Below are 20,027 nucleotides of genomic sequence, written 5' to 3' on the forward strand. Positions count from 1 at the left end.
CCCAGACCTCCGTCACGTTAAACATCTCCCAGGACAGGACTTCCCCATGCCCCTCAAGAACGTAGTAATCCGCGCTTTCCGGATCCTCGCGGTCGCCGAAGCGTTCAGCTGGGCTGCCCTGCTCATCGGCATGTACTTCAAGTGGATTGCCGGCACCACTGAAATCGGTGTCCAGGTGGCCGGCCCCATCCACGGTGCCCTGTTCGTGGGCTACGGCGTCGCGGCGCTGGCTCTGTGGCGCCTGCAGCGCTGGCCATTCCTGGTGGCCCTGTTCGCCGGGGTATCAGCCGTCTTCCCCTTCGCCACCATCCTGTTCGAACGCTGGGCGGGCAAGCGCGGACACCTCAACCCCGGCCCGGCCTCCGAGACCGACGCCGTCTCCGCCAGGGAGTCGAGCCGCGTCTAGCAGGCTTTCCGGCGTCGCTGCGGAACGCGCTACCGGCGGATGAGCAGCGTGTTCATCGCCTTGTCATGGAGTCCGCGCTGGTCAGGATCGAAAATCACGGCGGGGACCACGAGGCAGAGCAGCACCGCCCTCACCAGCGCAGCCAGCGGCCCGGGAACCCCGCCGCCTGGCCTCACCACCGAAATGCCCATGGCCCGGTGGCCGATGCTGTAGCCGAGGGTCCCCACCAGGAGGGTCTGTTCGACGGCGAACACGGCCAGGGTTGCCCAGGAATTTCCACCGAACGCAAAGTTGCTGATCAGCAGCGCGATGCCCCAGTCGATCATGATCGCCGCAATCCGCCGTCCCGCCCGCGCGATGGAGCCGGGACCGGATTCCGGCAGGCCCAGCCGCTCACCGGGATACTTCGAGATACCGGACGTATCCGGTCCGCTGAGCCAGGAGCCAATGTCTTTGCGATCTACCACCGTCCAAGTTTACCGGCCTCACCTTCACCGCCACGCCCGGATGGTGGATGGAGTTAGACCACAGTGTGGACTGCGGATAGCGTTGCGTTATCAGGGCATTCTGTAACCTGCCCGAAACAATGTGGACACGGACGGGAAATGCCGCGTCCATAGGCTGTTAGCAGTTTCAAGCAATACCTAAAGCAGGGAAAACCTTGAGTTCTCCCTGCTTTCGGATTGCGCTGGATCAGATGGCTTGCACGCCAGATATTTACATATGCGTTAGGAGCATAGATGTTCAAGACTGCGGACGAAGTCCTCAAGTTCATCAAGGACGAAGATATTAAATTCGTCGATATCCGCTTCACCGATCTTCCGGGCGTCCAGCAGCACTTTAACGTTCCCGCCAAGAGTGTTGACGCCGACTTCTTCATCAACGGCCAGCTCTTCGACGGCTCCTCCATCCGCGGCTTCCAGGGCATCGCCGAATCCGACATGCAGCTGATCCCGGACGTCACCACCGCGTTCCTGGACACCTTCCGCATGGAGAAGACCCTCGCGCTGAACTTCTCCATCGTCAACCCCCGCACCGGTGACCCGTACCACCGCGACCCTCGCGGCGTGGCTGAGAAGGCCGAGGCCTACCTGGCCTCCACCGGCATCGCCGACACCGCGTTCTTCGCTCCCGAGGCCGAGTTCTTCGTGTTCGACAATGTCCAGTACCAGTCCTCCCCGCAGGGCAGCTTCTACAAGATCGACTCCGAGGAAGCCCACTGGAACACCGGCCGCGAGGAAGAGGGCGGAAACCTCGGCTACAAGACCCCCGTCAAGGGCGGTTACTTCCCGGTCTCCCCCACGGACAAGCAGGCCGACCTGCGCGACGCCATGTGCGTGGCGCTGGATGAAGCCGGCCTTGAGGTCGAGCGCAGCCACCACGAAGTCGGCTCCGCCGGCCAGGCTGAGATCAACTACAAGTTCACCACCCTGACCCACGCTGCCGATGACCTGCAGAAGTTCAAGTACGTCATCAAGAACACCGCAGACGCCTGGGGCAAGTCCGTAACCTTCATGCCGAAGCCCGTCTTCGGTGACAACGGCTCGGGCATGCACTGCCACCAGTCGCTGTGGAACGGCGGCCAGCCGCTGTTCTACGACGAGAAGGGCTACGCCGGCCTGTCCGACACCGCCCGCTGGTACATCGGCGGCCTGCTGAAGCACGCTTCGGCCGTGCTGGCGTTCACGAACCCCACTGTGAACTCCTACCGCCGCCTGGTCAAGGGCTTCGAGGCCCCGGTCAACATGGTGTACTCGCAGGGCAACCGCTCCGCCGGTATCCGTATCCCGATCACGGGTACCAACCCGAAGGCCAAGCGCATCGAGTTCCGCGCTCCGGACCCCTCCTCCAACCCGTACCTGGCATTCGCTGCCCAGCTGATGGCCGGCATCGACGGCATCCGCAACCGCATCGAACCGCCGGCTCCGATCGACAAGGACCTCTACGAGCTCCCCGCCGAGGAAGCCAAGGACATCCCCAAGGCTCCGGGCACGCTCGAGGAAGCCCTTGAGGCCCTCCGCGAGGACAACGAGTTCCTGCAGGCCGGTGGCGTGTTCACCCAGGACCTCATCGACACCTGGATCGAGTACAAGTACGAGAACGAGATCCGCCCGCTGTCCCTGCGCCCGAACCCCTACGAGTTCGAGCTCTACTACGGCGTCTAGTCAGATCATGCGGCTGGAGCGGGCATAGTCCGCACACCGTCCGCAAGAATTTGCAGACAGAAAAGGCCGGCCCCAGGTTAACCCCTGGGACCGGCCTTTTTGTTGCCCGGACATGGCAAGGCCAGCTGCTCACTCCGCGAACTGCGCTGCTCCCCCAACAACACGTGAGACCCGGCTAACTGCCATAACGAAACGTATCTTCGGCGGACGCATCCACATCTGCATGAATGCAGGCCAACCCTGCGAAAATGCATGTTGATGAATCTTCTACTTGCCAGTAGCTTTGTCGAGGCGACTTCCCATTTCCCCCATTTGGGCGGACGCCAAAGAGAGGCTCCGCGGCTACCCCCAATGCCGCGGGGCCTTTCGCATACCTACTGTTCCCCCGGTCGCCCCTGCTTAACAGAGGCTCGCAGGGCATGACGCTGTGCCCGTAGCTACATAATCAAGGTTCAGTGACGAAGCTGCCCGGGCGGCCACGCTGCCGGCACCGGGTGCACAGAAGGTGGAGGCCCGGCTCCAGACGTGCTGAGACCGGGAGCCGGACCTCCTGACGAATGCCCCCCGAGACGAAGACTGTTCGAGCCTTCCCCCCAACAAGGTTGAAGAACACCGCCACCCACATACTCGACCAAACACCTGCCGAGTGCAATGCCGCGCCGCTGCCGTTACCTCATCGTGGTATCCGCAAAGCCCCGGAACATGATCCTTTGCGGCCCTGCCGCGCCTCCGTTGTATTGGCCGTGGTCCACGAATCCGGCGCGGCGGTAGGCGGCCAGGCCCGCCGGGTTCGCTTCGTTGACGGACAGTACGACGCCGGTTTCCCCGGTCCGGTGCCGGGCCGTCAGCTTTTCGGCAGTGGCCACGGCAGCGGCGGCGGCTTTGTGCCCAAGGCCCCTGCCCTGGTGCCGCCGGTCGATCAGGAACCCCCTCAGCAGCCAGGCGCTGTGGTCATCCGGCCAGCCGGCCAGGCGCGCTGCACCGCTCTGCAGGGTCAGCACACCGACGGCACGGCCGTCGGATTCAATGACATAAGGCCGCCGCGAATCCTCCGCCAGTCCTGCCAGGGCCATACGCAGGGGGTCGCCCACGAACCTTTCCTGGCCTTGACTGAGCTGCAGTTTCGCGGCCGCACCGAGCTGGATGGCACAGGCGTCAGCGTCCAGGTCCCTCAGCGAAATCAGCCAGACGCTGCTCAACGTAACACCCCTCCGACGACACGGAACAGCCCCGGCCCTTCCGGCACCGTCACTGCCCGTAGAAAACCCGTTCGAAGACCGCACGGGCGCGCCGGCTGACACGCAGGTAGTCCTCTTCCAAAGCGGCGGCATTGCCTGGTTCGTAGCCGCACCACCTGGCCACCGCTTCCAGGTCGCGGCGGGACGACGGCAGGAGGTCCGAGGCCTTGCCGTTCCAGATGACGTTCGCGGACCTGATCCTGCTGGCCAGCCGCCATGCCTGGGCCAGGAGGTCAGCATCGTCCTGCGTGAGCAGGCCCGCACAGGCAGCGGCTTCCAGGGCCGGCACGGTGGAGGTGGTCCGCAGTTCCGGCTGTTTGCCGGCGTGCTGGAGCTGGAGCAGCTGGACCAGCCACTCGACGTCGCTCAGGCCGCCGCGGCCCAGCTTAAGGTGCCGTGCGGGATCGGCACCCCGGGGCAGCCGTTCGGATTCCACCCGGGCCTTGATCCTGCGGATTTCGCGGACGTCCTGTTCCGACACCGATTCCGGGTACCGGATGGGGTCGATGAGCTGCAGGAAATCCCGGGCCAGTCCGTCGTCCCCTGCCATGGGGCGTGCACGCAGCAGCGCCTGGGCCTCCCAAATGAGCGACCAGCGGCGGTAGTACTCGGCGAAGGAGTCCAGGGACCGAACCATGGCCCCGCTCTTTCCCTCCGGGCGCAGGTCCGCGTCCATTTGCAGGACCCGTTCGGCCATGATGGCCGGTTTCAGCGGCTGGGTCAGCAGGCTGGAGATCTTGGCGACAATCCGGGACGCCTGTTCCTGCGCCTCTTCCTCGGAGTAGCCGGGCAGCGCCCGGTGCACGTACATCACATCGGCGTCGGAGCCGTAGCCGATCTCGCGGCCGCCCTGCCGTCCCATCGCCACCACCAAAACGGCGGTCTTCAGCGGCCCGTTGGCGGAGACGATGCCTTCCGCCACCCGGAGGGCGCCCAGGACTGCTGCCCTGTCGGTGTCGGCAAGGGCGGCACCCACCTGGTCCTGGTCCAGCAGCCCGGCAGAGTCCGCGACCGCAATCCGCAGGGTTTCACGCCGACGGATCAGCCGGATGAGGCGCATGGCACTTTCCGGATCGGCGTGCCTGGACATTTTGGAGGTGATCTCCTGCCACTGCGCCTCAAACGAAACCGGCACCAGGTCCTTGTCCTGGCCCAGCCAGGCTACCGATTCGGGCGACACCTCCAGCAGGTCCGCTATGAGCCGGGAATTCGAGAGCATGTGGCACAACCGCTCCGCGGCCGCGTTGGAGTCCCGGAGCATCCCCAGGTACCAGTGGGTGGTGCCCAGCGCCTCGCTGACCCGGCGGAAGGCGAGCAGCCCGGCGTCGGGGTCCACTCCTTCGGCCAGCCAGTCCAGGAGGATGGGCAGCAGTTGCCGCTGCAGCGCGGCGCGCCGGCTGACTCCCGCCGTCAGTGCTTCGATATGCCGCATGGCGCCCTGGGGGTCGCGGTAGCCGAGGGCCGCGAGCCGGCCCTGGGCGGCTTCCGGCGACAGCCTGGCGTCCTCGCTGCTGAGCTTGGCGGCCGTGTTCAGCAGCGGCCGGTAGAAGATCCGCTCATGCAGTTCGCGGACGGACCGCTTGGTCTTCTGCCAGGCGGCCATCAGTGCGTCAGGGTGGGGCCGCTCGTTCGAGAAGGGGCCCAAAACCGCCTTGGCCAACGAGCGCAGTGCGGGTTCCGCGACGGGCATAAGGTGCGTCCTGCGCAGCTGGAACAGCTGGATCCGGTGCTCCAACAGCCGCAGGTAGCGGTAGGCGTTGTCGAATGCGGCGGCGTCCGAGCGGCCGATGTAGCCGCCCGCGGACAGGGCAGCGATCGCGGAAGTGGTGTCCCGCCGCCGCAACGTCTCATCCGCCCTGCCATGGACCAGCTGCAGCAGCTGGACAGTGAACTCAACATCGCGCAGCCCGCCGCGCCCCAGCTTGATCTGCCGCTGCTCCTCCGCCGGCGGGATGTGTTCGGTCACCCGGCGCCGCATCGCCTGGACGGACTCCACGAAGCCGTCCCGGCTTGCCGAACTCCAGATCAGCGGCGCCACGGCATCCTCGTAGCGCCGCCCAAGGTCAGCGTCACCGGCGATGGTGCGGGCTTTGAGCAGGGCCTGGAATTCCCAGCTTTCGGCCCACCGCGCATAGTACGTCTCATGCGAGGCAAGGGTCCTCACCAGGGGTCCGGACTTGCCCTCGGGCCGCAAATTCGCGTCCACCTCCCACAGGCCGGGTTCGCGTGCCACGGAGGAAATGGCGCGGGAAATCCCGCTCGCCAGCGCCGTGCCAATGGTGTTGGCCTGCGCATCGTCAAGGCTCCCGCCGTCCACGACGTAGATGACGTCGACGTCGGAAATGTAGTTCAGCTCGCGCGCCCCGCATTTGCCCATGCCAATGACGGCCAGCCCGACGTCGGCCACTTCGGCGGCGCTGTACTGGTCCGCCGCTTCGGCCCGCGAGACCGCGAGGGCGGCCTCGATGGCTGCGCCGGCGAGGTCTGCGAGTTCCCCGCCCACCGCGGGCAGGAAGTCGAGCGGATCGGCGGCACACAGGTCTTTGACCGCGAGGTCCACTACTCCCCTGCGGTAGGCCGTGCGCAGCGCGGCGTAGGCCTCCGCGCCGGTGGCTGCTGCCACGGGACGGGCGGCGCGCGGATCGGCGCCTACTGCCTGCAGAAGGGTTGCGCGCAGCCCAGCAGGATCCGCGGGCAGGGGCTCCGGGCTGGCACGGACCTTGAAGGCGTCAAGGTGCTCGGGGTGCCGGATGAGGAACTCGCCCAGCGCTTCGGACGCACCCAGCACCCGGTACAGCGGTTCGCTCGTTTCCGGGTCCGCGGCCGCCAGCGTCCGCAGGTCAGGATGTTTTTCGATCAGCCGGACCAGGGACTGCAGGGCGGTGTCCGGGCTGGCGGCCATCTGCAGTCCGGTGAACAGCGTGTCCTGGTCCAGCCCCTCCAGTTCCCGGGCAGCGAGGAACCGCTCGCCCTTCTCCAGGTCGCTGAAACCGGCCGCAATAAGGCGGCGTGCCACGCTCACGCCCGCCGCCTAGAGAATGCCGAGGTTGCGCTGCAGCTCGTAGGGCGTCACCTGCAGCCGGTAGTCCTGCCACTCTGCGCGCTTGTTGCGCAGGAAGTGCTCGAAGACCTGCTCGCCCAGGATCTGCGGCATCAGCTCCGAATCCTCCATGGAACGGATTGCATCGTGCAGGCTGGCCGGAAGCGGGTCGTGGCCCATGGCGCGGCGCTCAGCCGAGCTCAGCGACCAGACGTCGTCCTCGGCAGCAGCGGGCAGGTCGTAGCCTTCCTCGATACCCTTGAGCCCGGCGCCGAGCAGCACCGCGTAGGCGAGGTACGGGTTGGCAGCCGAGTCGATGCCACGGTACTCGATCCGGGCGGACTGGCCCTTCCCCGGCTTGTACAGCGGAACACGGACCAGCGCGGAGCGGTTGTTGTGGCCCCAGCTCAGGTAGCTCGGCGCCTCGCCGCCGCCCCAGAGCCGCTTGTAGGAGTTCACGAACTGGTTGGTGACGGCCGTGAATTCGGGCGCGTGCTTGAGGATGCCAGCAATGAACTGGCGGGCGGTCTTGGACAGCTGGAACTCTGCGCCGGCCTCGTAGAAGGCGTTGGTGTCGCCCTCGAACAGGGAGAAGTGGGTGTGCATGCCGGAACCCGGGTGCGCGGTGAACGGCTTCGGCATAAAGGTGGCGTAGGTGCCCTGCTGCAGCGCCACTTCCTTGATGACGGTCCGGAAGGTCATGATGTTGTCCGCGGTCTGCAGGGCGTCGGCGTAGCGCAGGTCGATCTCGTTCTGGCCGGGTCCGCCCTCATGGTGGCTGAACTCCACGGAAATGCCCACGGACTCCAGCATGGTCACAGCGGTGCGGCGGAAGTCCTGGGCAACGCCGCCCGGGACGTGGTCGAAGTAGCCGCCCTCGTCCACCGGTACCGGTGCGCCATCGGGACCAAGGTCCTGCGACTTGAGCAGGTAGAACTCGATTTCCGGGTGGGTGTAGCAGGTGAAGCCCATGTCGGCGGCCTTGGCGAGCGTCCGCTTGAGGACGTTGCGCGGGTCCGCGGCGGAGGGCTCGCCGTCGGGCGTCAGGATGTCGCAGAACATGCGCGACGTCTGCTCCGTCTCGCCGCGCCACGGCAGGATCTGGAAGGTGGACGGATCCGGCTGCGCCAGCATGTCCGACTCGAAGACACGGGCCAGGCCCTCGATGGCAGATCCGTCGAAACCGAGCCCTTCCTCGAAGGCGCCTTCAACCTCGGCGGGCGCCAGGGCCACAGACTTGAGCGAACCCACGACGTCGGTGAACCACAGGCGCACGAAACGTACGTCGCGCTCTTCGATTGTGCGCAGGACAAACTCTTGCTGGCGGTCCATGATGGCCTCTTCTCCGGTCAACGTGCATGCTCCGGGGTCCGCAGGATGGGGGATGCCGGCAGCAGTTCACAAACACTGTACTAAGCATTCGACGCCGATGCTGGAGCCTGGGCCGTGCGTAACACAGCGTTAACACCCCAGACGCGCTTTGAGGGCCGCGCGTCAGGTGATCCCGGCCTCCCGCGGCGGCCGTCGGAGGCCTCTGTATGACGCTTATCACCCGCACGTCAGGCTTTCGGCGGTAGCTAGGACGGCGGGTACCGCATTACGCTCATGCCATGGCCTCCAGCAACAGTTCTGACTCAAGCGTGTCCGCCGACGTTCCCGCCCCCTACGGCAGCGGGCCCGGGCAGGCCGCACCCGCTTCAGGACCGAAGCCGGGCAAGGTGCGCATCCACCACCTGCAGCAGGCCAAGAAGGACGGCACGAAGTTCGCGATGCTGACGGCCTACGAGCAGTACACGGCCGAGATTTTCGACGCCGCCGGCATCGAGGTGCTCCTGGTGGGAGATTCCGCCTCCAACAACGTGTTCGGCAACGAGACCAGCCTGCCGGTCACCGTGGACGAACTGCTCCCCCTGTGCCGCGCCGTCGCCAGATCCGCCAAACGGGCCCTGGTGGTGGCCGACCTGCCCTTCGGCAGCTACGAGGTCTCCGCGGAGCAGGCCGTCTCCGCCGGTGTCCGCTTCCTCAAGGAAGGCCTGGCCCACGCCGTCAAGATCGAAGGCGGCGCGTACTACGCACCCACAGTCCGCGCCATGGTGCAGGCCGGTATCCCGGTCATGGCCCACATCGGCTTCACCCCGCAAAGCGAGCACGCCCTGGGCGGTTATCGGGTGCAGGGGCGCGGCGATGACGCCCAGCGCCTGATTGACGACGCCGTGGCCCTGGCCGACGCCGGAGCGTTCTGTGTGCTGATGGAAATGGTGCCGGCAGACACGGCGGCCGCGGTGGACGCGGCCGTCAGCGTTCCTACGGTGGGCATCGGCGCCGGCAAGGAAACCACCGGCCAGGTGCTTGTCTGGCAGGACATGGCCGGCCTCCGCGGCGGGCGGATGGCCAAGTTCGTCAAACAGTACGCAGACCTTCGCAGCACCCTGCTGGACGCTGCAACGGCGTACGGCGACGACGTCCGGTCAGGTCAGTTCCCCGGACCCGAGCACTCTTTTTAGCCCGCACGCCCGGCCCGCCACCGGCCGGACTCCTTCCCGGCCCGCACCCGAGGCGGGGCGGGACGCGTGCCTCAGTCGTCGTCGTCGTTTTTCTCCCAGGCCTCATTGCGGGCCCGGACCTTCTCGAGGGCGTGTTCGGCTTCTTCCCTGGTTTTGTAGGGGCCGATCAGCTGGCTCCAGTCCGAGAGCCGGTCCTCTTCCACCTCGTGGGTTTTGATGTTGTACCAGTACTCAGTCATCGTTGCTCCCGTTCCGGCAGGCAGGGAAGCCGCAGCGTGACGCGCGTAACTTAAAGCCCTACGCAGGTCCTCCGCGGCTTCCGGTTGTTAGGCGTTCTGTGGTGCCTTATATGATCAATCTATGCCTTCCCTTGCCTCGACTGCACCCATCGGCACCCTCACCCCCGGTACTATCGGCCCGCAGCGTCCCGTCCCGGCCTCCATCCCACGCCCGGAGTACGTCGGCAAGCCCGCCCCCGCCAAGTTCACGGGGTCCGAGGTCAAGTCCGCCGAGACCATCGAGAAGATCAGGATCGCGGGAAAGATCGCGGCCCAGGCCATCGTGGAGGTGGGCAAGCACATCCAGCCGGGCGTCACCACGGACCAGCTGGACAAGGTGGGCCACGAATTCCTGCTTGACCACAAGGCGTACCCGTCCACCCTCGGCTACCGGGGCTTCCCGAAATCACTGTGCTCCTCCCTGAACGAGGTCATCTGCCACGGCATCCCGGACAGCACGGTGGTGCAGGACGGCGACATCATCAACATCGACATCACTGCCTTCATCAACGGCGTCCACGGCGACACCAACTACACCTTCCTGGTGGGCGATGTGGACGAGGAATCCCGCCTGCTGGTGGAACGGACGCAGGAGTCGCTGAACCGCGCCATCAAAGCTGTGGCCCCTGGCCGGGAGATCAACGTCATCGGCCGCGCCATCCAGTCCTACGCCAAGCGGTTCGGCTACGGCGTGGTCCGCGACTTCACCGGACACGGCGTGGGCGAAGCCTTCCACACAGGCCTGATCATCCCCCACTACGACGCCGCCCCGGCCTACAACACGGTCATCGAGGCGGGCATGGTGTTCACCATTGAGCCAATGCTCACCCTGGGCACCGTGGAATGGGACATGTGGGCGGACGACTGGACCGTGGTCACCAAGGACCGCCGGCGCACCGCGCAGTTCGAGCACACGCTGCTCGTGACCGAATCCGGCGCCGAGATCCTCACCCTGCCCTAGCCTGATGCACTAACCAGCTTTCCGGTTCCTGACCGGACACCCATCCGGGCCGGCCGCCGGCCGCCCTTCCCTGCCCGCCCCTGCCACGAACGGAAACCCATTGGCCAAGAAGGACGAGAAGTCGCACAAGAACGCCCCGCTGATCGGCATCGACATCGGAGGCACGGGAATCAAGGGCGGCATCGTCGACCTCAAAAAGGGCAAGCTCCTGGGCGAACGCTTCCGGGTGCCCACCCCGCAGCCTGCCACGCCCGAGTCCGTGGCGGAGGCCGTGGCACTGGTGGTGGCCGAACTCTCGGCCCGTCCGGAAGCGCCCGAAGCGGGTTCACCCGTGGGCGTCACCTTCCCCGGCATCATCCAGCACGGCGTGGTGCACTCCGCAGCCAACGTGGACAAGGCCTGGCTGGACACCAACATTGACGCCCTTCTCACGGAGCGCCTCGGGCGGCCGGTTGAGGTCATCAACGACGCCGACGCCGCGGGCCTGGCGGAGGCGCGCTACGGCGCCGGCGCCGGCGTTGCCGGCACAGTCCTGGTGATCACCCTGGGAACCGGCATCGGCTCTGCCTTTATCTTTGACGGCAAACTCGTGCCCAACGCCGAACTGGGGCACCTGGAGATTGACGGCTTCGATGCGGAAACCAAAGCCTCCGCCGTGGCCCGTGAGCGCGACGGCCTGACCTGGGACGAATACAGCGTGCTGCTGCAGCGCTACTTCTCCCACGTGGAGTTCCTGTTTTCCCCCGAGCTGTTCATCGTGGGCGGCGGAATCTCCAAGCGGGCCGACGAATACCTGCCCAACCTGAAGCTGCGCACCCCGATCGTGCCGGCCGTCCTGCGCAACGAGGCAGGCATCGTGGGCGCCGCCATCGAGATTGCCCTGAAGCACAAGCTCGCAAAGTAATCCAGGAGCCGTCAGTTAAGACAGGACGCCCCCTTCCGGTACCGAAAGGGGGCGTCCTGTCTTTGGTGCCGGTGGCGGCTGCGGCTTCCCCTCCACCGCCGCCACCGGAGATTAAAGGGGGCTTTTCTCTGAACCCTTGGCGCTCTTGGCCGCTGTCCCCTTGGCGTCTTCCTCCGCCTCGTGACGCAACAGGGAGATGGCCGTTTCAAAGTCTTCAAGGGACTCAAAGGCCTGGTAAACGCTCGCGAAGCGCAGGTATGCCACCTTGTCCAGTTTCTGCAGCGGCCCGAGGATAACGAGCCCTACCTCGTGGGCGTCGATTTCCGCTGCGCCTGAGGCGCGGATCTGCTCTTCGACTTCCTGCGCCAGCAGGGCAAGGTCATCCTCGCTGACGGGGCGGCCCTGGCAGGCCTTCCGCACACCGTTGATCACTTTGCTGCGGCTGAAGGGCTCGCCAACGCCCGAACGCTTGATGACGGACAGGCTGGTGGTTTCAACGGTGGTGAACCGGCGGCCGCACTCGGGGCACTGCCGGCGCCGGCGGATGGCTGAACCGTCGTCCGCCATGCGGCTGTCAACGACGCGTGAATCAGGATTGCGGCAGAACGGACAGTACATGGCGTCCCTCTCTCGCACGGTCCCGGTGCCGGGACTTCCCAATTGGCGGCGCAGTGGTGCCGCGCCGTAGCGTCTTCCAGTTTACGGGCACATCTAGCGTAATAACAAGCCTGTAATTACTACATGTAGTGCTTAGGAGCCGGGGAAACGGGCGGTCACGGCATCGCCGTGCGCGGGCAGATCCTCCGCACGGGACAGGTTCACGATGTGGCTGCTGACTTCCTCCAGGGCGGCCCTGCTGTAGTTGACCACCTGGATGGCCCGCAGGAAAGTGTTGACGTTGAGACCGGAGGAGAAGGCCGCCGTACCGCTGGTGGGGAGCACGTGGTTTGACCCGGCGCAGTAGTCACCCAGGCTGACGGGGCTGTAGTCCCCGACGAAGATGGCACCAGCGTTCCGGATCCGCGCCGCGACGGCAGCAGCGTCCCGGGTCATGATTTCCAGGTGTTCCGCCGCGTAGGCGTCACAGGCGGCGATGCCCTGGTCCAGGTCCTCCACAAGCACCACGCCGGACTGCGGCCCGGACAGTGCTTCCTTGACCCGGGCGGAGTGCTTGGTGGACGCCGCCTGCCGGTCCAGCTCCGCGCGGACAGCGGCTGCAAGGTCCTCGGAATCGGTGATAAGCACCGACGCCGCCTGGGGATCGTGCTCGGCCTGGCTGATCAGGTCCGCCGCCACCAGCGCAGGCTGGGCGGAGGAATCGGCAAGGATGGCGATTTCGGTGGTGCCGGCCTCGGAGTCGATGCCCACCACGCCTTTCACCAGGCGTTTGGCGGTGGCCACGAAGATGTTGCCGGGGCCTGTGACGACGTCCACGGGCTCCAGCGCGGGCCCGGCCTGGGTTCCGGCCACGCCGTAGGCAAAGGCGGCGATGGCCTGGGCGCCGCCGATCGCGTACACCTCCGTGATTCCCAGGAGTGCTGCGGCGGCCAGGATGGTGGGGTGCGGCAGACCGCCGAATTCCTTTTGCGGAGGCGAAGCCAGGGCGATGGACTCCACCCCGGCTGCCAGTGCCGGAACCACATTCATGATCACCGAGGACGGGTACACGGCCAGGCCGCCCGGCACGTAGAGGCCCACGCGCGCCACCGGGACCCAGTTCTGGCTGACCACCGCGCCGTCGCCAAGTTCCACGTCGAGGTTCCGGGGGCGCTGCCCGTCGGCAAACTTCCGCGCGCGGCTGATTGACTCCTCCAGCGCCCGCCGGACCGCCGGGTCCAGCTGGTCCAGTGCAGCGGCGAGGGCTTCCTGTGGAACGAGCGGGTGGTCCTGGGTGACGCCGTCGAACCGCAGTGCCAGTTCGGCGAGGGCCTCAAAGCCCCGCTGGCGGACGTCCGAGATGATGTCGAGGACCTTTTCTTCGGCGTTGGCTACCGTCTGGCCCTGTGCCCGCGGCACGGCGGCACGCAGGCCCGCGAGCGTGAGGCTTTGCCCCCGCACGTCGACGGTGCGAAAGTTCACGGCGGCGGTGGCGGACGTGGCAGGAAACTCCGGAGTAATGGTCACCGGACTATTTTACGTGGCTGAACCGTGCCTCTTCCGAACCGGCACCGCCGTCCGGCTTCTTCCGCAGCAGGTTCAGCAGTTCCAGCACGAAGACCGCCACCGCCGTGGCAGCCGGCCACAGCAGCAGTACCGGCAGGGCGCGCAGCGAGAATTCGATGCTGGCGTTGGCGGTCGCGTCCACCGCCGGTCCCCACAGCCGGGCGGACAGCATGCCCGCCTGCCAGGCCAGGAGGTTGCCCACCAGCGCGCCGGCGAGGCCCATGAGCAGTGCAGCCTGCGGATCCGCGCGTTTTTTGTCGGTGAGGAACAGCGCCAGCAGGCAGCCGGCGAAGAGCATGAGCCCGGCAAGGGTCAGGTCACGCGGCAGCCAGACTACGGGGTTGCCCCCGCTGCCCAGGTCCGGATCCCTGGTGACCAGGTTCAGGCCGCCCGGGGCAAGGAGCCACCAGAGGATACCCGCAGGCACCCCTGCCACCGCCGGAACCGCCAGCATTGCCCACGGCAGCCGCGACGGGGTACGGCGGAAGAGTTTCATCATGCAACAAACCTTAACAAATGTTCCTGCCCGGCCATCCGGTGACGCGGTGTGTCAGGAGTTACCCGGCGCGGCCCGGGGACCATACGCTTGAAGGAAGCACCAAGCCATCCAGCTGTCAGGAGTTCCGGTGACCGACAATAGCGCGCCCTTCGAGCGGACGTTCAGGGAGATGTTCCGCCGGCATGCCGCCGGGGTTGCCATCATCACGGTGAACTATGAGGACAAGCCCTTTGGGTTCACGGCAACCTCCGTGGCCTCACTCTCCGCCAAACCTCCACGCTTCACCTTCAACATGGCCCGCAGCTCCAGGTCCTGGCCCGCGGTGGCCAACACCACCTACCTGGGCGTCCACATGCTCGGGCTCGAAAACCAGGAACTGGCCGAGCGTTTCGCCGGCACCAGCAACCGCTTCGAGGGGGACCACTGGGAGGTGGGCCCGCACGGCGTGCCCGTCCTGAAGGATGTGGCAGGGTGGCTCATCGGCGAGGTGCAGATGCGGCTGTCCTTTGAGAACAACGCCGTGGTGGTGGTGCAGGTGGTTGACGGGCAGGTGGGCGGGGACGCTTCTCCCCTGCTGTACCACGGCGGAGGCTACAGCCAGCCTGTCCCCCTCGACTACGAAATCTGACCCCCGGCAAACAGCCGACGACGGCGGGACTGGCTCCCGCCGTCGTCGGCCGTTAAGTACCCCTCCCCTGCGCCCGTTCAGGCGTCCAGGCAGGCCGGGCCAAGCAGTACCTTCAGGTCGCCGAACAAGGACGGGCTGGGATTCACGCGAAGGTGGACCGGCAGCCCCATGATCTCCGTGCGCGTATCACCCTGCAGGTGCAGGCGGACTTCCGAGTTCCCGCGGTGGGTCCGGAGCACGTCACCAAGTTCGGTCACCACAGCCTCGGTGGCCTTGTGCGTGGGCATGGTGATCACCAGCGGGCCGCCCAGGCCTTCGCTGAGGTCCGGAACGGACAGTTCCATGCAGTTGAGCGTGATCGCGCCGTCGTCGCGCTTCTGCAGGCGCCCCTTGACCACCACAATCAGGTCCTCGGCGAGGACCGAGGCAATGGGTCCGTAAACCTGGCCAAAGAACATGACTTCCATCGACGCTCCGAGGTCCTCCACCTCGGCCCGGGCGTAGGCGTTGCCGCTGGCCTTGGCGATGCGCCGGCTCAGGGACGTGATCATTCCGGCGATGGTGATGATGGCGCCGTCCTGCGGCCCGTCCTCGCCCAGCACGGACGTGATGCTCATTTCGGCGTGCTGGCTCAGCACCCCTTCGAGGCCCTGCAGCGGGTGGTCGGAAACATACAGGCCAAGCATGTCCCGTTCGAAGGAGAGCTTGTCCTTCTTCTCCCACTCCGGAAGGTCGGGGATCTCGATGCTCAGCGACGACTCGGATTCGGCTTCCTCGAAGCCGGCGAAAAGGTCGAACTGGCCAATCGCCTCATTCCGCTTCAGCGTGATGACGGAGTCGATGGCTTCTTCGTGGACCATCGCGAGGGCACGCCGGTGGTGTCCCAGCGAGTCGAAGGCACCCGATTTGATGAGCGATTCGATGGTCCGCTTGTTGCAGACCACGGCAGGGACCTTCATCAGGTAGTCCTTGAAGGACGTGAAGGCGCCCTCGCTTTCGCGCGCTGCCACCATCGCTTCAACAGCGTTGACGCCCACGTTGCGGATGGCTCCCATGCCGAAGCGGATGTCGTTGCCGACAGGGGTGAAGTTCAACGCTGACTCATTGACGTCCGGCGGGAGCACGGTGATGCCCATGCGCCGGCATTCGTTCAGGTAGATGGCCGACTTGTCCTTGTCGTCGCCCACCGACGTCAGAAGCGCGGCCATGTACTCCGGCGCGTAGTGCGCCTTGAGGTACGCGGTCCAGTAGGAAATGACGCCGTACGCGGCGGAGTGGGCCTTGTTGAAGGCGTAGTCGGAGAACGGGAGCAGGATGTCCCAGAGGGTCTTGACGGCTTCCATCGAGTAGCCGTTGTCCTGCATGCCCTGGGAGAAGCCCGCGAACTGCTTGTCCAGCTCCGATTTCTTCTTCTTGCCCATGGCCCGGCGGAGGATGTCTGCCTGGCCCAGCGAGTAGCCGGCCAGCTTCTGGGCCACGGCCATCACCTGTTCCTGGTACACGATCAGGCCGTACGTTCCGCCGAGGATTTCGGCGAGTGGTTCCTTCAGTTCCGGGTGGATGGGGATGACTTCCTGGATACCGTTCTTGCGGAGGGCGTAGTCGGTATGGGCGTTGGCGCCCATGGGCCCCGGCCGGTACAGCGCCAGGACGGCGGAGATGTCTTCAAAGTTGTCAGGCTTCATCAGCTTGAGCAGCGACCGCATGGGGCCGCCGTCGAGCTGGAAAACACCGAGTGTGTCGCCGCGTGCCAGCAGCTCATAGGATGCCGCATCATCGAGCTCAAGGTTTTCGAGGTCGAGGTCGATCCCGCGGTTCATCTTGATGTTCTCGAGGGCATCCGAAATGATCGTCAGGTTCCGGAGGCCCAGGAAGTCCATCTTGATCAGGCCAAGGCCCTCGGACGTCGGGTAGTCGAACTGGGTGATGACCTGGCCGTCCTGGAAACGGCGCATGATGGGGATGACGTCGATGATGGGGTCCGAGGACATGATCACACCGGCGGCATGCACGCCCCACTGGCGCTTCAGCCCCTCGATGCCGAGGGCGGTCTCGAATACCTTGGCAGCTTCCGGATCCGTGCTGATCAGCTGCCGGAAGTCGCCGGCCTCGCTGTAGCGCTTGGCGTCCGGGTTCTGGATGTCCGCCAGCGGAATGTCCTTGGCCATGACCGCTGGGGGCAACGCCTTGGTGAGCTGCTCGCCCATGCTGAAAGGGTACCCGAGCACGCGGGAGGAGTCCTTGAGCGCCTGCTTCGTCTTGATGGTGCCGTAGGTGACGATCATCGCCACGCGCTCGTCACCGTACTTTTTGGTGACGTAGTCGATGACCTCGGAGCGGCGACGGTCATCGAAGTCGACGTCGAAGTCGGGCATGGAGACGCGGTCGGGGTTGAGGAAGCGTTCGAAGATCAGGCCGTGCCGCAGCGGATCGAGGTCGGTGATGCGCATGGCGTACGCCACCATGGAACCTGCACCGGAACCACGGCCCGGGCCCACCCGGATGCCGTTGTTCTTGGCCCAGTTGATGAAGTCGGCCACCACCAGGAAGTAGCCCGGGAAACCCATCGAGGTGATGACGCCCAGCTCATAGTCGGCCTGCTTGCGGACCTCGTCCGGGATCCCCGCGGGGTAACGGTACTGGAGCCCCTTGTCCACCTCTTTGACCAGCCAGGACGTTTCGTCCTCACCCGGCGGGCAGGGGAAGCGGGGCATGTAGTTGGCGTCCGTGTTGAAGGACACCTCGCAGCGCTCGGCGATGAGCAGTGTGTTGTCACAGGCGTCCGGGTGATCGCGGAACAGTTCCCGCATTTCCCGCGGGGACTTCAGGTAGTAGCCGCTGCCGGAGAACGCAAAGCGCGAGCCGCCGTTGTCATAGGTGGGTTCCAGCAGCGTGGAACCGGACTGGATGGCCAGCAGGGCCTCATGGGCCTTGGCGTCGTGTTCGTGGGTGTAGTGCAGGTCGTTGGTGGCCACCAGCGGAAGGTTCAGGTCCTTGGCCAGCCGGAGAAGGTCGCCGGTGACCCGGCGCTCAATGTCCAGGCCGTGGTCCATCAGCTCACAGAAGTAGTTCTCGGCACCGAAAATGTCGCGGAACTCGGCCGCCGCTTCGAGGGCTTCCCGGTACTGGCCCAGGCGCAGGCGGGTCTGGACCTCGCCGGACGGGCATCCGGTGGTGGCGATGAGGCCCTCGGAATAGGTGTTGAGCAGCTCCCGGTCCAGCCGCGGCCACTTGCCGAAGACCGAGTCCAGCGACGCGATGGAGGAGGCACGGAACAGGTTCCGCATTCCCACGTTGTTGTAGCTCAGGAGGGTCATGTGGGTGTACGAGCCACCGCCGGAGACGTCGTCCTTGCGCTGGGATTCATCGCCCCAGCGCACGCGTTCCTTGTCCGTGCGGGCAGTGCCGGGTGTCACATAGGCTTCGACGCCGATGATCGGCTTGATGCCCTTGTCCGTGGCTTTGCGCCAGAAGTCGAAGGCGCCGAACAGGTAGCCATGGTCCGTGGTGGCGAGTGCGGGCATGCCCAGGCGCTCGGTCTCATCGAACAGCTCCCCCAGGCGGGCTGCTCCATCCAGCATGGAGTATTCGGTGTGGGTGTGCAGGTGGACAAACGAATCATTGCTGGAAGTCACCGCACTATTCTATGCGCTGGCCACCGGCGGACTGCGTCAGGCCCGGCCCGATCCCAGCACTTCCAGCGCGAACGCCAGGTCCTGCGGGTAGTGGCTGGTGACCCGCACGCGCTCCCCCGTGACAGGGTGGTCAAACCCGAGTTCGCGGGCGTGCAACCACTGCCGGGTCAGTCCCAGGGTGGCGGCCAGGCGGGGATCCGCGCCGTAGGTCAGGTCGCCGGCGCAGGGGTGGCGGAGGGCGGAGAAATGGACCCTGATCTGGTGGGTCCGCCCGGTCTCGAGGTGCACTTCCACCAGGCTGGCCTTGCCGAATGCCTCGAGGACTTCGTAATGGGTGACCGACGGCCGGCCGTCCTCGATGACGGCGAAGCGCCAGTCGTGGCCGGGGTGGCGGCCGATGGGTGCGTCGATGGTTCCGGTCAGCGGATCGGGCAGCCCCTGGACCACTGCATGGTAGACCTTGTCCACGGTCCGTTCCTTGAACGCCCGCTTCAGGGCGGTGTAGGCCCGCTCGGATTTCGCCACCACCATCACACCCGACGTGCCGACGTCGAGCCGGTGGACGATACCGGCCCGCTCGGGCGAGCCGGACGTGGAGATGCGGTACCCGGCGCCGGCCAGGCCGCCCACCACCGTGGGTCCCACCCAGCCCGGGGAGGGGTGCGCGGCAACGCCCACGGGTTTGTCGACGACGACGAAATCATCGTCGTCCAGCAGGATCTTCAGGCCTTCCACAACTTCCTCCACGACTTCCAGCGGGTCCCGCCGCTCCGGCATGCTGACCTGCAGGACGTCACCGGCCACCAGTTTGGCTGATTTGCCCAGGGCTTTGCCCCTGCTCACGACGTTGCCCTCGGCTATGAGGGTGGCCGCAAGGGAACGCGAAATTCCCAGTATGCCGGCCAGCCCGGCATCTGCGCGGGCGCCGGCGTACTCGTCGGCGACGACATACTTTTCAGGCATCGCCGGACTTTTCCCTGGCTTCTGCTGTCTGCCTGGTGCCATCCAGGGCGATGCCGCGCAGCGTGAGGATGCAGATGATGGCCACAGCGGATACGACGGCTGAATCGGCGATGTTGAAAATGGCAAAGTTGGGGAGCTGGATGAAGTCCACAACGTGGCCCATTCCGAACGACGGCTGACGGAACAGCCTGTCGGTGAGGTTGCCCAGCGCTCCGCCAAGCAGCAGGCCCAGCGACAGGGACCACCACATGGAGCCCAGCTTGCGGACCTGGAAGAGGATGGCCACGGCCACCGCTGCCATGATGATGGAGAACACCCAGGTGACATTCTCGCCGATGGAGAACGCCGCACCCGAGTTACGGATGAAGTACCAGTGCAGCAAAGGCGGAAATACCGGGATCCGTTCGCCTTCCACCATGGTGGACGTGACCCAGTATTTGGTCAGCTGGTCCAGCCCGTAGGCAAAAACCGCAAAACCGGCAAAGAGGGACAGCAGCACGGCCCTACGGGGGCGCGGTGAAGGCGGGACAGGGCGTGCAGCGCCTGCGGCAAGTTCGTCAGTCATGGTGCTTTCATTCGTTATACCGGTGTCAATGCCAAAAGCCGGTGGCCGAGGAATCCTCAGCCACCGGCTTTCAGAATA

The 20,027-nt window shown here is 65.8% G+C and carries 17 protein-coding genes; 6 read left to right on the forward strand and 11 right to left on the reverse strand.

The window, feature by feature from the left end:
• Nucleotides 1–46: 46 nt before the first annotated feature.
• Complete coding sequence (locus AC5RWA_RS15660; protein ID WP_494058245.1) at nucleotides 47–406, forward strand: DUF3817 domain-containing protein; 360 nt, start codon at nucleotides 47–49, stop codon at nucleotides 404–406.
• Between the two features lie 29 nt (nucleotides 407–435).
• On the opposite strand, the gene AC5RWA_RS15665 is transcribed toward AC5RWA_RS15660, so the two are convergent.
• Nucleotides 436–873 carry an RDD family protein gene (locus AC5RWA_RS15665; protein WP_079597145.1) on the reverse strand — a complete coding sequence of 146 codons (438 nt, stop codon included), beginning with the start codon at nucleotides 871–873 and terminating at the stop codon, nucleotides 436–438.
• 273 nt (nucleotides 874–1,146) lie between these two features.
• On the opposite strand from AC5RWA_RS15665, the gene glnA (AC5RWA_RS15670) reads away from it, so the two are divergent.
• Nucleotides 1,147–2,571, forward strand: a complete 1,425-nt coding sequence (gene glnA / locus AC5RWA_RS15670) for a type I glutamate--ammonia ligase (RefSeq protein ID WP_079597146.1) — start codon at nucleotides 1,147–1,149, stop codon at nucleotides 2,569–2,571.
• A 668-nt stretch (nucleotides 2,572–3,239) separates the two neighbouring features.
• Here glnA (AC5RWA_RS15670) and AC5RWA_RS15675 read toward each other — a convergent pair.
• From AC5RWA_RS15675 to glnA (AC5RWA_RS15685), 3 genes are read right to left on the reverse strand one after another with little or no spacing between them, the layout of a single operon-like run.
• Nucleotides 3,240–3,770 (reverse strand): GNAT family N-acetyltransferase, encoded by a 531-nt coding sequence (locus tag AC5RWA_RS15675; protein ID WP_494058246.1) that lies wholly within the window; start codon nucleotides 3,768–3,770, stop codon nucleotides 3,240–3,242.
• 49 nt (nucleotides 3,771–3,819) lie between these two features.
• Entirely contained in the window at nucleotides 3,820–6,831 is a 3,012-nt protein-coding gene (locus tag AC5RWA_RS15680; RefSeq protein ID WP_494058247.1) for a bifunctional [glutamine synthetase] adenylyltransferase/[glutamine synthetase]-adenylyl-L-tyrosine phosphorylase, read from the reverse strand.
• 9 nt (nucleotides 6,832–6,840) lie between these two features.
• Nucleotides 6,841–8,181, reverse strand: coding sequence for a type I glutamate--ammonia ligase (gene glnA, locus AC5RWA_RS15685; RefSeq protein ID WP_079597235.1), 1,341 nt, complete (start codon nucleotides 8,179–8,181; stop codon nucleotides 6,841–6,843).
• Nucleotides 8,182–8,459: 278 nt separating this feature from the next.
• Here glnA (AC5RWA_RS15685) and panB point away from each other — a divergent pair, with 278 nt between their 5' ends.
• Nucleotides 8,460–9,353 carry a 3-methyl-2-oxobutanoate hydroxymethyltransferase gene (gene panB, locus AC5RWA_RS15690; RefSeq protein ID WP_494058248.1) on the forward strand — a complete coding sequence of 298 codons (894 nt, stop codon included), beginning with the start codon at nucleotides 8,460–8,462 and terminating at the stop codon, nucleotides 9,351–9,353.
• A 71-nt stretch (nucleotides 9,354–9,424) separates the two neighbouring features.
• Here panB and AC5RWA_RS15695 read toward each other — a convergent pair whose 3' ends face one another.
• Nucleotides 9,425–9,592 carry an SPOR domain-containing protein gene (locus AC5RWA_RS15695; RefSeq protein ID WP_115524644.1) on the reverse strand — a complete coding sequence of 56 codons (168 nt, stop codon included), beginning with the start codon at nucleotides 9,590–9,592 and terminating at the stop codon, nucleotides 9,425–9,427.
• A 121-nt stretch (nucleotides 9,593–9,713) separates the two neighbouring features.
• Between AC5RWA_RS15695 and map the strand changes: the two genes are divergently transcribed.
• Together map and ppgK are read left to right on the forward strand one after the other, a co-directional pair.
• Nucleotides 9,714–10,592, forward strand: coding sequence for a type I methionyl aminopeptidase (gene map, locus AC5RWA_RS15700; RefSeq protein WP_079597150.1), 879 nt, complete (start codon nucleotides 9,714–9,716; stop codon nucleotides 10,590–10,592).
• A 100-nt stretch (nucleotides 10,593–10,692) separates the two neighbouring features.
• The gene (gene ppgK / locus AC5RWA_RS15705; RefSeq protein WP_079597151.1) at nucleotides 10,693–11,496 is read left to right on the forward strand and encodes a polyphosphate--glucose phosphotransferase; all 804 of its coding nucleotides are present in this window, start codon (nucleotides 10,693–10,695) and stop codon (nucleotides 11,494–11,496) included.
• A gap of 111 nt (nucleotides 11,497–11,607) precedes the next feature.
• Here ppgK and nrdR read toward each other — a convergent pair whose 3' ends face one another.
• The 3 genes from nrdR to AC5RWA_RS15720 form a co-directional block, all read right to left on the reverse strand.
• A complete protein-coding gene (nrdR, locus tag AC5RWA_RS15710) occupies nucleotides 11,608–12,114 on the reverse strand; it encodes a transcriptional regulator NrdR (RefSeq protein ID WP_079597152.1) in 507 nt (168 codons plus the stop codon).
• Between the two features lie 132 nt (nucleotides 12,115–12,246).
• Nucleotides 12,247–13,620 (reverse strand): histidinol dehydrogenase, encoded by a 1,374-nt coding sequence (gene hisD / locus AC5RWA_RS15715; protein ID WP_494058249.1) that lies wholly within the window; start codon nucleotides 13,618–13,620, stop codon nucleotides 12,247–12,249.
• A gap of 4 nt (nucleotides 13,621–13,624) precedes the next feature.
• Nucleotides 13,625–14,158: a hypothetical protein gene (locus AC5RWA_RS15720; RefSeq protein ID WP_494058250.1), complete on the reverse strand. Its 534-nt coding sequence runs from the start codon at nucleotides 14,156–14,158 to the stop codon at nucleotides 13,625–13,627.
• Between the two features lie 127 nt (nucleotides 14,159–14,285).
• Between AC5RWA_RS15720 and AC5RWA_RS15725 the strand changes: the two genes are divergently transcribed.
• Nucleotides 14,286–14,786, forward strand: coding sequence for a flavin reductase family protein (locus AC5RWA_RS15725; RefSeq protein WP_079597155.1), 501 nt, complete (start codon nucleotides 14,286–14,288; stop codon nucleotides 14,784–14,786).
• 77 nt (nucleotides 14,787–14,863) lie between these two features.
• Here AC5RWA_RS15725 and dnaE read toward each other — a convergent pair whose 3' ends face one another.
• From dnaE to lspA, 3 genes are read right to left on the reverse strand one after another with little or no spacing between them, the layout of a single operon-like run.
• Nucleotides 14,864–18,421: a DNA polymerase III subunit alpha gene (dnaE, locus tag AC5RWA_RS15730; RefSeq protein ID WP_079597156.1), complete on the reverse strand. Its 3,558-nt coding sequence runs from the start codon at nucleotides 18,419–18,421 to the stop codon at nucleotides 14,864–14,866.
• 36 nt (nucleotides 18,422–18,457) lie between these two features.
• Nucleotides 18,458–19,384, reverse strand: coding sequence for an RluA family pseudouridine synthase (locus tag AC5RWA_RS15735; RefSeq protein ID WP_079597157.1), 927 nt, complete (start codon nucleotides 19,382–19,384; stop codon nucleotides 18,458–18,460).
• Nucleotides 19,377–19,949, reverse strand: coding sequence for a signal peptidase II (gene lspA, locus AC5RWA_RS15740; RefSeq protein WP_275724733.1), 573 nt, complete (start codon nucleotides 19,947–19,949; stop codon nucleotides 19,377–19,379). Before lspA ends, AC5RWA_RS15735 begins: the two co-directional genes overlap by 8 nt.
• Nucleotides 19,950–20,027 lie beyond the last annotated feature (78 nt).

The sequence above is a fragment of the Arthrobacter sp. 210 2 genome, from assembly GCF_059093025.1.

Excerpts from the sequence above, each read along its gene's own strand:
- AC5RWA_RS15720 (WP_494058250.1), bottom strand. The coding sequence starts at position 14,158 with ATGATGAAACTCTTCCGCCGTACCCCGTCGCGGCTGCCGTGGGCAATG.
- panB (WP_494058248.1), top strand. The coding sequence starts at position 8,460 with ATGGCCTCCAGCAACAGTTCTGACTCAAGCGTGTCCGCCGACGTTCCC.
- glnA (WP_079597146.1), top strand. The coding sequence starts at position 1,147 with ATGTTCAAGACTGCGGACGAAGTCCTCAAGTTCATCAAGGACGAAGAT.
- nrdR (WP_079597152.1), bottom strand. The coding sequence starts at position 12,114 with ATGTACTGTCCGTTCTGCCGCAATCCTGATTCACGCGTCGTTGACAGC.
- lspA (WP_275724733.1), bottom strand. The coding sequence starts at position 19,949 with ATGACTGACGAACTTGCCGCAGGCGCTGCACGCCCTGTCCCGCCTTCA.
- map (WP_079597150.1), top strand. The coding sequence starts at position 9,714 with ATGCCTTCCCTTGCCTCGACTGCACCCATCGGCACCCTCACCCCCGGT.
- AC5RWA_RS15735 (WP_079597157.1), bottom strand. The coding sequence starts at position 19,384 with ATGCCTGAAAAGTATGTCGTCGCCGACGAGTACGCCGGCGCCCGCGCA.
- AC5RWA_RS15660 (WP_494058245.1), top strand. The coding sequence starts at position 47 with ATGCCCCTCAAGAACGTAGTAATCCGCGCTTTCCGGATCCTCGCGGTC.
- glnA (WP_079597235.1), bottom strand. The coding sequence starts at position 8,181 with ATGGACCGCCAGCAAGAGTTTGTCCTGCGCACAATCGAAGAGCGCGAC.
- AC5RWA_RS15695 (WP_115524644.1), bottom strand. The coding sequence starts at position 9,592 with ATGACTGAGTACTGGTACAACATCAAAACCCACGAGGTGGAAGAGGAC.